Raw genomic sequence first — 8,666 nt, forward strand, 5'->3', positions numbered from 1 at the left:
CCCGGCGGGGGTGCAGGGGGCGGAGCCCCCGCAACGGGGCCCGGGGCGGAGCCCCGGTTCGGGAAGGGGCGGGGTGGGGAAAAACCCACCCCGCACCCCCCAACGGCTACCGCCGCTTCGGATCCACCAGCCCGGCCCGCCGCAACGCATCCGCCATCGCCCCATTGGCAGGCGCGGCATCACGCCCGCCACCCCCACCACGCTGACCGCCCCGCGAACCGCCGCCACTGCCACCACGGCCACCGCCACCCTGCCGCTGCTTGGGCGCGGACCGGCGCCCGCCACCACCCTGCTCGGAGGAGCGGCCACCGCCACCGGCCTCGTCGTCCAGCCGCAGCGTCAGCGAGATCCGCTTCCGCGGAATGTCCACGTCCAGGACCTTCACCCGCACGATGTCGCCCGGCTTCACCACATCCCGCGGGTCCTTGACGAACGTCTTGGACATGGCGGAGACGTGCACCAGCCCGTCCTGGTGCACCCCGACGTCCACGAACGCCCCGAACGCGGCCACGTTCGTGACGACGCCCTCCAGGATCATCCCGGACGCCAGGTCGCCGATCTTCTCGACGCCTTCCTTGAAGGTCGCGGTCTTGAAGGCGGGGCGCGGGTCACGGCCCGGCTTCTCCAACTCCTTCAGGATGTCGGTGACGGTCGGCAGACCGAAGGCGTCGTCCACGAAGTCGTCCGGCCGCAGGCCGCGCAGCGTGGCCGTGTTGCCGATGAGCGTGGTCACATCACCGCCCGTGGAGGTGACCATGCGGCGCACCACCGGGTACGCCTCGGGGTGCACGCTGGAGGCGTCCAGCGGGTCGTCGCCGCCGCGGATGCGGAGGAAGCCCGCGCACTGCTCGTACGCCTTGGGGCCGAGCCGAGCCACGTCCTTGAGGGCCTTGCGGCTGCGGAAGGGCCCGTTGGTATCGCGGTGGGCGACGATGTTCTCCGCGAGCCCGGCGCCGATGCCGGAGACCCGGCTGAGGAGCGGCGCGGAGGCGGTGTTGACGTCCACCCCGACGCCGTTCACACAGTCCTCGACCACCGCGTCGAGCGAGCGCGACAGCTTCACCTCGGACAGATCGTGCTGGTATTGGCCGACCCCGATCGACTTGGGGTCGATCTTGACCAGCTCGGCCAGCGGGTCCTGGAGCCGCCGCGCGATCGACACCGCACCGCGCAGCGAGACGTCGAGGTCCGGCAGCTCCTGGGAGGCGAAGGCGGAGGCGGAGTACACGGAGGCGCCCGCCTCCGAGACCATCACCTTGGTCAGCTTCAGCTCCGGGTGCTGGGCGCACAGCTCGCCCGCGAGCTTGTCGGTCTCCCGGGACGCCGTGCCGTTGCCGATGGCGATCAGCTCGACGTCGTGCTCGCGGGCCAGTGTGGCGAGCCGGCCCAGCGACTCCTTCCACTGGTTCTTGGGCACGTGCGGATAGATCGTGTCGGTCGCGGCCACCTTGCCGGTCGCGTCGACGACGGCCACCTTCACGCCGGTGCGGAAGCCGGGGTCGAGACCCATCGTGGCGCGCGTACCGGCCGGGGCGGCGAGCAGCAGATCGCGGAGGTTGGCGGCGAAGACGCGCACGGCCTCGTCCTCGGCGGCCTGCCGCAGCCGCAGCCGCAGATCGATGCCGAGGTGGACCAGGACGCGGGTGCGCCAGGCCCATCGCACGGTGTCGGCCAGCCACTTGTCGGCCGGGCGCCCGCGGTCGGCGATGCCGAAGCGGTGCGCGATGGACCGCTCGTACGAGGTGGGGCCGGGGTCCTCGGACGGCTCCTCCGGCTCCAGGGTGAGGTCCAGGACCTCTTCCTTCTCGCCGCGGAACATCGCAAGCACCCGGTGCGAGGGCAGCTCGGTGAAGGGCTCGGCGAAGTCGAAGTAGTCGGCGAACTTGGCGCCCGCCTCCTCCTTGCCCTCCCGCACCTTGGTGGCGACCCGCCCGCGCTCCCACATGCGCTCGCGCAGCTCACCGATGAGGTCGGCGTCCTCCCCGAACCGCTCGGTGAGGATCGCCCGCGCGCCCTCCAGCGCGGCGGCCGGGTCCGCGACGCCCTTCTCGGCGTCCACGAACGCGGCGGCGGCCGCGGTCGGCTCCACGGTCGGATCGCCGAGCAGCCCGTCGGCGAGCGGTTCGAGACCGGCCTCGCGGGCGATCTGCGCCTTCGTACGGCGCTTGGGCTTGAAGGGGAGGTAGATGTCCTCCAGCCGGGCCTTGGAGTCGGCGGCGAGGATCTGCGCCTCCAGCGCCTCGTCCAGCTTCCCCTGCGACCGCACCGATTCGAGGATCGCGGCGCGCCGCTCCTCCAGTTCCCGCAGATAGCGCAGCCGCTCCTCCAGGGAGCGCAGCTGCGCATCGTCGAGCATCTCCGTCGCTTCCTTGCGGTAGCGCGCGATGAACGGCACGGTAGAGCCGCCGTCGAGCAGCTCGACGGCGGCCTTGACCTGCCGTTCCCGTACGCCGAGTTCTTCGGCGATCCTGCCTTCGATGGACGTCGTCACGATCACGCTCCGCTTTCGGTCTGCACTGCATCTGCATTGTGGCAGGTGGCACTGACGAAGCGGTCACGGACGACGTGTTCGGCGGGTGTCGAAGGACATTCCCGTGGGCGTACGGGGCTCAGACGTGCCTGCGGCGGCCCGCGCGGCCGACCGTGTCGGCGGCCCCGCCGAACAGCCGGGCCACGGCACGGAACGGAAGCGTCACCACCGTGGCGATCGCGGATCCGATGGCGCGGAGCACATCGGCGATAGCACGCAGCACTTCAGACCTCCCATCGGGTCGGGAGCGGGTCGACAGCCGCCGCCGGACGCCGCACGTACGCGGAGCACGGGCACTCGCCGGCGTGCGCGGCGCGCGGTTGGGCGCCCGGTGAAAAGGGCGGCCGATCACTCAACAGGCGGGTATCCCGCCTCACCGTGCGCAAACCCGCCCCGACCCCGGGGGGAGCGTCAGCTCTTGCTCCGGAGGTCCGCCGGGAAGGCGCCCGCCTCCATGGCCTGCGCCGTGAACGCCCCGGCCAGCTCCGTCAGCCGGGCCACGCCCGCCGCACCCAGGTGCTCGTACGGGGCGGAGTCCAGGCGGTCCGTCTCGTCCTCCACGGACTCGCGCAGCGCGGCACCGGCTTCGGTCAGCTCGCCCGCCTCGTCCAGCAGCCCGCGTGTCCGCAGCCGGTCCCGCCCGGCGGCCAGCTCCTCGGCCGTCCAGCCACGGGTCGCCAGGAGCCACTTCGGAGACATGCCCTTGCCGGTCGCCGTGTGGCTGACCAGGGCCTCCACCGCGTCGAGCCCGGCGGCGGTGAGGGCCATCAGATGGGTGTCGCCGCGGTGCTCGCGCAGCAGGGTGGCGGCGTGCCACAGGGCCAGGTGCGGGGCCTCGGGAACGGGGAGGTCGGCGTGGGCGGCGTACAGGGGGCGCGCGGAGCGGGAACACGCCTCGGTGGCGCGCAGCGCCAGCTCGGCCGTCTCCGCCATCTCCTTAGAGGCCAGCGCGTCGTCCCCGAGCAGCCGCCGCAGCACGGAGTCGGCCGCCCGCAGCCGGGCCTCCAGGGCATCCTCGGGGGAGACCACGTCCCAGGCGCGCGGGATGTGGCGGGCTACGAGGTCGTGCTTGAAGTTGTAGAAGGTCGCGGTGACGGTCCCCGCACCCACCCGGCCGAACGCCGCCGCACGGCCCACGAAGTAGACGGCCCCGCGCTCCTCCAGGCCCAGTGCGGCCAGTTCGTTGGCGTAGTCCGGGGCGAAGTAGACGGTGGAGTGCAGCGGATTGACGACGGAGTGGCAGCGCCGTACGGCGCGCTCGGGAAGTGTGGTCATGGAGCGCACGCTACCGGCTGGTAAGGGGAGTCGGCAGCCGGGTCCGGCAGTCCGGGGCCGGGTGGCCGGTTCCGGTGCGGTCAGGGGATCGGCGGGGTCCATGCGAAGCGCGGCGCCCGGCGCCCCAGGAAGGCGGCGATCCCCTCCCCGGCCTCACCGCTGACCCGCGCCTGCTCCTGCCAGTACGTGATCCGCTCCGCGTCGGCGGGCCCGGCCGCGAACTCCTTGGCCGCCGCCTGCGTGAGCTGCGACCGGGACACCAGCACCCGCGTGAACTCCGCGACCCGCTTGTCCAGTTCGCCCGTCGGCAGCACCTCGTCGACCAGACCGGTGCGCAGCGCCCGTTCGGTGCCGATCAGCTCGCCCGAGAACAGCAGGTACTTGGTGCTGGCGGGGCCGATCAGCTCCACCAGCCGCCGGGTGGAGCCGGGGGCGTAGACGATGCCGAGCTTGGCCGGGGTGACCCCGAAGAGCGCGCCCTCCTCCGCGAACCGCAGATCGCAGGCGGCGGCCAGCTGGCAGCCGCCGCCCACGCAGTAGCCGCGCACCGCGGCCAGCGTCGGCTTGGGGAAGGCCGCGAGGGCCTCCTCGGCGGGCAGCGCGAGGCCGGTCGACTGCTCGTACGTCGCGCTCAGCGAGCCGATGTCGGCGCCCGCGCAGAAGGTGTCCCCGTGGCCGGTGAGCACGAGCGCCCGTACGGCGGGGTCGGCGGCGAGCCGGTCGAGCAGCGGGGGCAGCGCGCTCCACATGGCGGGGGTCAGGGCGTTGCGCTTGGCGGGATTGCGGATGACGACGGTCGCTATGCCGTCCGTGACGTCGTGCCGCAGGGAGGGCTCCATGCGGCGGATCGTATCCGGGCCGCCCGGTCCCACCTCGCGAGGGCTGCGGGCCGGGCCTTCGGGCCGGGTCAAGCCATAGGCACCAGGGGGCGACATTCAGACGGGCAGGAACAGTCGAGCGAGTGACCCTGGCATACGCCAACGAACAAAAGCGGTCGATAGGCGTTAAGTTGTGCTCACTTCGCCGGTCCGTACCAGACCATTCCCAACACTCGACCCGAGAGGTCGAGCCGTGGCGATGGGTGGGTGGCGGGCATGGAGATCGTCGGGAGAGTCCCCTCCGAACCGGGGTACGCCCCGCCGCGCGGACCGGCGGTCGGCGAGGGGGTGTGGCGGTTCACCGCACCGGCCCTGGAGTCCTCCGTACCGCAGGCCCGGCACGCGGTGCGCGATCTGCTGGCCCATCAGGGGGTGTCCGGGCAGGGCGACCTGGTGCCGAATCTGCTGCTGATCGTCTCCGAGCTCGTCACCAACGCGGTGCGGCACGCGGCGCTGCTCTCCCCGCAGATCGGGGTCGAGGTGTCGATCGGCCGGGGCTGGGTGCGGGTCGCCGTCGAGGACAACCATCCGTACCGGCCCAGACCCCTGGAGCTGGAGGCGGATCAGGGGCGGACCGGCGGCCGCGGACTGCTGCTGGTGCAGGCGATCGCGGAGGAGTCCGGCGGGCGGTACGACGTCGATCACACGGCGAGCGGCGGCAAGGCGGTCTGGGCGGCCCTGCCGCTGACCCCCGCCGCTCCCGGCCCCGTGCCCGGCGGCGGGCCGCTCACCAGCCTGCGGCCGCCCCGGTCAGCTCCCGGATCGCCGGCCGGGCCGCGTCCAGCACGGTCATGAACCACGCCGAGAACGGGCCCTCCGCGCGCAGCTTCGCCAGTTCGTCCGGCGTGACGAAGGCGGTCTCGCCGATCTCCTGCGGATCGGGCCGCGGCGTCTCCTTCAGCAGCCCGACGAACAGGTGGTTGTACTCCTGCTCGACCAGCCCCGAGGCCGGGTCCGGGTGGTTGTAGCGGACCGTGCCCGCCTCGCCGAGCAGCGCGGGCGCGATGCCCAGCTCCTCGCCGGTGCGGCGGGCCGCGGCCACGAACGGCGGCTCACCGGGGTACGGGTGGCCGCAGCAGGTGTTCGACCAGACGCCGGGGGAGTGGTACTTGCCCAGGGCCCGGCGCTGGAGCAGCAGCCGCCCCCGCTCGTCGAAGAGGAAGACCGAGAACGCCCGGTGCAATTGCCCGGGCGCCAGGTGCGCCGCGAGCTTCTCCGCGGTGCCGATCGTGGTGCCGGCCTCATCGACCAGTTCGAGCATGATCGATTCCGACGAGCCGTTCGGCGCGGGGGACGCGGCGGCGGACTCGGCGGAGGGGCCGCTTGCGGGTGTGATCGGCATGACCGTCCTCATAGTTCCGACTTTGGCCCCCAAGTCTGCCGCACCCATGCCCGTGTCACTGGCACGGCCGGGCTTCGTGATCAGCATGTCCACCCGGTTCCAGCTGAAACGTGCAGTGTGCGACGTCGAAATGCTCCCCCAGACACCCCTGGAGATCGTGCAGCAGCCGCTCATGACTCACCGCGTCGAGCACCGGCCGCCCGACCACCACATGCGCGGAGAGCACCGGCATCCCGGAGGTGATCGTCCACATGTGAAGGTCGTGCAGGCCCTCCACGCCGGGCAGGGCGAGGATGTGGGCGCGCACCGCGGCCATGTCGACGTCCCGCGGTGCCGCCTCCAGGAGGACGTTCAGCGTCTCGCGGAGCAGGGTGTACGTACGCGGCACGATCATGAGCGCGATCCCGAGCGAGGCGATCGGATCGGCCGCCTGCCACCCCGTGGCCAGGATGATCCCGGCCGACACCAGCACCGCGACCGACCCCAGGGCGTCGGCCAGCACCTCCAGGAACGCGCCCCGCACGTTCAGGCTCTCCCGCTGCCCGCCCCGCAGCAGGGCCAGCGACACCAGGTTCGCGGCCAGGCCGACCGCGCCGAAGACGATCACCAGGCCGCCCCGGGTGGCGGCGGGTTCGAGGAAGCGCATTACCGCCTCGTAGAGGATGTAGCCGCCGACCCCGAACAGCAGCAGACAGTTCGCGAGCGCCGCCAGGATCTCGGCGCGCGCGTATCCATACGTACGCCACGGGCTGGGCGGGCGCCCCGCGAAGTGGATCGCCAGCAGCGACATGGCCAGCCCGAGCGCGTCGGTCGCCATGTGCCCGGCGTCCGCGAGCAGCGCGAGCGAATCGGCGAGCAGCCCGCCGACGATCTCCACGACCATCACCGTGACGGTGATGACGAGCGCGATCCGCAGCCGCCACCGATGCCCGGTGCCCGCGGTGCGGTGGTCATGACCTGCGCCCATGTCGGTACGGCCCTCCTGCCCGGGACGGCCCCCGTCCCCAGTGAACTACGCGGGGGCCGCGCCCCGGGCAGGGATACCGCCGTCCGGTCGAGCCGTGCTGGGGCCCGGGGTCAGCGCGCCTCGGGGTGGCGGAGGCACCAGCCCTCCCAGGCCGACTCCACCATCGCGCGCACGTCGTGCCGGGCGCTCCAGCCCAGTTCCTTGGCGATCAGGTCGGTCGATCCGACGACCCGGGCCGGGTCGCCCGGGCGGCGGGGTTCGACCACGGGGGCGGGCTCGCGGCGGCCGGTGACCTCGGCGATCAGGTCGGCCATCTCGCGCACCGAGACGCCCTGACCGGTGCCGATGTTCACCGTCAGATCGCCCGCGCCCGGCCGCGCGGCCAGCCGGCGAGCCACGGCGAGATGGGCGGAGGCCAGGTCCTCGACGTGGATGTAGTCGCGGATGCAGGTGCCGTCCGGGGTCGGATAGTCATCACCGAAGATCCTCGGAGCCTCCCCATGGGTGATCCGCTCGAACATCATCGGGATGATGTTGAACACTCCGGTGTCGGACAGCTCGGGCCGCGTGGCACCCGCCACATTGAAGTAGCGCAGACAGGCCGTCGAGATCGAATGCGCCGCCCCCACGGCCCTGACCAGCCATTCTCCGGCGAGCTTGGTCTCTCCGTACGGGTTCATCGGGACGCACGGAGTGTCCTCGGTGACCAGTTCCACATCCGGCATGCCGTAGACGGCGGCGGAGGAGGAGAAGAGGAAACTGCCGATCCCGGCAGCGGCCACGGCCTCCAGCAGCACGGTGAGGCCGTGCACATTCTCCCGGTAGTACCGCAGCGGCTGCTCGACCGACTCCCCGACCTGCTTCTTCGCCGCCAGATGCACCACGCCGGTGATGTTCAGCTCGGCGAACGTACGGTCCAGTAGCTCACGGTCGAGCGTGGAGCCGCGCACGAGCGGAACGTCCTCGGGCAGCCGCTCGGGGATCCCGCTGGAGATGTCGTCGAGGACGGCCACCCGCTCGCCGGCCCGGGCCATCGCCCGCACGACATGCGACCCGATATATCCGGCACCACCTGTGATCAGCCACGTCATGACGGCACCCTATCCACAGGTCAGGGCGGCGCCCGTTTGTCGAGGGGACACGCCATCCACCATGATGATCGACGGCGCGCGGAAGCGGTCGTTCCCCCGATCGTGTGGTGAATGTGCGGTGAACGGTCGCTTCCATCGATCCGATAGCCTCTGCCGACATGCCGCCCGCCCCACCCGGGACCGGGATGCGCGATGCCCCCTGTCCCAGGCGGACACCCCCAGGGGCTTCGGCCTGTGCCAGAGCGGCGCGGCCACCATGTCAGCTGCCAAGGAGTGAGTTCGTCTGTCGACCGCGATTCTCACCGGTGCCCCGGTCGCCGGCTCGTCTCTCCAGGACGACCTGCGGTCGCTGGGTTTCGACGTGCGCACGGCGATCGACGCGGCCGGGGTGGCGACGGAGCTGGCCGCCGTCCCGCCGCGTGAGCGGGTGGCCCTCGTCGACCACCGTTTCGTCGGTCACGGCCACGCCCTCCGGCTGGCGCTGACCGACCCCCGCTTCCCCGCCGCCGCCGTGTCCGGCGCGCTGACGGCGCAGCCGGAGGCGCGGGCCGCGCTGGACCGCGCCGTCATGGCCGCCGCGGCG

At 72.4% G+C, this 8,666-nt stretch carries 8 protein-coding genes and 1 pseudogene; 2 read left to right on the top strand and 7 right to left on the bottom strand.

Going from position 1 to position 8,666, the window contains the following annotated elements; genetic code table 11:
• Positions 1 to 106 precede the first annotated feature (106 nt).
• The 4 genes from EEJ42_RS37495 to EEJ42_RS37505 all read right to left on the bottom strand — a co-directional run bounded on the left by EEJ42_RS37495 (position 107) and on the right by EEJ42_RS37505 (position 4,644).
• On the bottom strand, positions 107 to 2,491 hold the full coding sequence (locus EEJ42_RS37495; RefSeq protein ID WP_123106656.1) for a Tex family protein: 2,385 nt from the start codon (positions 2,489 to 2,491) through the stop codon (positions 107 to 109).
• 118 nt (positions 2,492 to 2,609) lie between these two features.
• The gene (locus EEJ42_RS51400; RefSeq protein ID WP_184503465.1) at positions 2,610 to 2,753 is read right to left on the bottom strand and encodes an LPFR motif small protein; all 144 of its coding nucleotides are present in this window, start codon (positions 2,751 to 2,753) and stop codon (positions 2,610 to 2,612) included.
• A 188-nt stretch (positions 2,754 to 2,941) separates the two neighbouring features.
• The gene (locus EEJ42_RS37500) at positions 2,942 to 3,805 is read right to left on the bottom strand and encodes an SCO6745 family protein (RefSeq protein ID WP_123106650.1); all 864 of its coding nucleotides are present in this window, start codon (positions 3,803 to 3,805) and stop codon (positions 2,942 to 2,944) included.
• Between the two features lie 80 nt (positions 3,806 to 3,885).
• Entirely contained in the window at positions 3,886 to 4,644 is a 759-nt protein-coding gene (locus EEJ42_RS37505; protein ID WP_123106651.1) for an enoyl-CoA hydratase/isomerase family protein, read from the bottom strand.
• A gap of 255 nt (positions 4,645 to 4,899) precedes the next feature.
• On the opposite strand from EEJ42_RS37505, the gene EEJ42_RS37510 reads away from it, so the two are divergent.
• Positions 4,900 to 5,478 (top strand): ATP-binding protein, encoded by a 579-nt coding sequence (locus EEJ42_RS37510; RefSeq protein WP_123106652.1) that lies wholly within the window; start codon positions 4,900 to 4,902, stop codon positions 5,476 to 5,478.
• On the opposite strand, the gene idi is transcribed toward EEJ42_RS37510, so the two are convergent.
• The 3 genes from idi to galE all read right to left on the bottom strand — a co-directional run bounded on the left by idi (position 5,411) and on the right by galE (position 8,083).
• The gene (gene idi / locus EEJ42_RS37515; RefSeq protein WP_123106653.1) at positions 5,411 to 6,025 is read right to left on the bottom strand and encodes an isopentenyl-diphosphate Delta-isomerase; all 615 of its coding nucleotides are present in this window, start codon (positions 6,023 to 6,025) and stop codon (positions 5,411 to 5,413) included. The genes EEJ42_RS37510 and idi overlap by 68 nt on opposite strands.
• Positions 6,026 to 6,080: 55 nt before the next feature.
• Positions 6,081 to 6,992 (bottom strand): cation diffusion facilitator family transporter, encoded by a 912-nt coding sequence (locus EEJ42_RS37520; protein WP_123106654.1) that lies wholly within the window; start codon positions 6,990 to 6,992, stop codon positions 6,081 to 6,083.
• A gap of 110 nt (positions 6,993 to 7,102) precedes the next feature.
• Positions 7,103 to 8,083 (bottom strand): UDP-glucose 4-epimerase GalE, encoded by a 981-nt coding sequence (gene galE, locus EEJ42_RS37525; RefSeq protein WP_123106655.1) that lies wholly within the window; start codon positions 8,081 to 8,083, stop codon positions 7,103 to 7,105.
• Between the two features lie 283 nt (positions 8,084 to 8,366).
• Between galE and EEJ42_RS37530 the strand changes: the two are divergent.
• Positions 8,367 to 8,666, top strand: a pseudogene (locus tag EEJ42_RS37530) (CDP-alcohol phosphatidyltransferase family protein); the annotation flags it as partial.

Origin of the sequence: Streptomyces botrytidirepellens, from assembly GCF_003721215.1 — a bacterium.
Lineage (GTDB): Bacteria > Actinomycetota > Actinomycetes > Streptomycetales > Streptomycetaceae > Streptomyces > Streptomyces himastatinicus.

Excerpts from the sequence above, each read along its gene's own strand:
- EEJ42_RS37500 (WP_123106650.1), bottom strand. The coding sequence starts at position 3,805 with ATGACCACACTTCCCGAGCGCGCCGTACGGCGCTGCCACTCCGTCGTC.
- EEJ42_RS37505 (WP_123106651.1), bottom strand. The coding sequence starts at position 4,644 with ATGGAGCCCTCCCTGCGGCACGACGTCACGGACGGCATAGCGACCGTC.
- EEJ42_RS37510 (WP_123106652.1), top strand. The coding sequence starts at position 4,900 with ATGGAGATCGTCGGGAGAGTCCCCTCCGAACCGGGGTACGCCCCGCCG.
- idi (WP_123106653.1), bottom strand. The coding sequence starts at position 6,025 with ATGCCGATCACACCCGCAAGCGGCCCCTCCGCCGAGTCCGCCGCCGCG.
- EEJ42_RS37520 (WP_123106654.1), bottom strand. The coding sequence starts at position 6,992 with ATGGGCGCAGGTCATGACCACCGCACCGCGGGCACCGGGCATCGGTGG.
- galE (WP_123106655.1), bottom strand. The coding sequence starts at position 8,083 with ATGACGTGGCTGATCACAGGTGGTGCCGGATATATCGGGTCGCATGTC.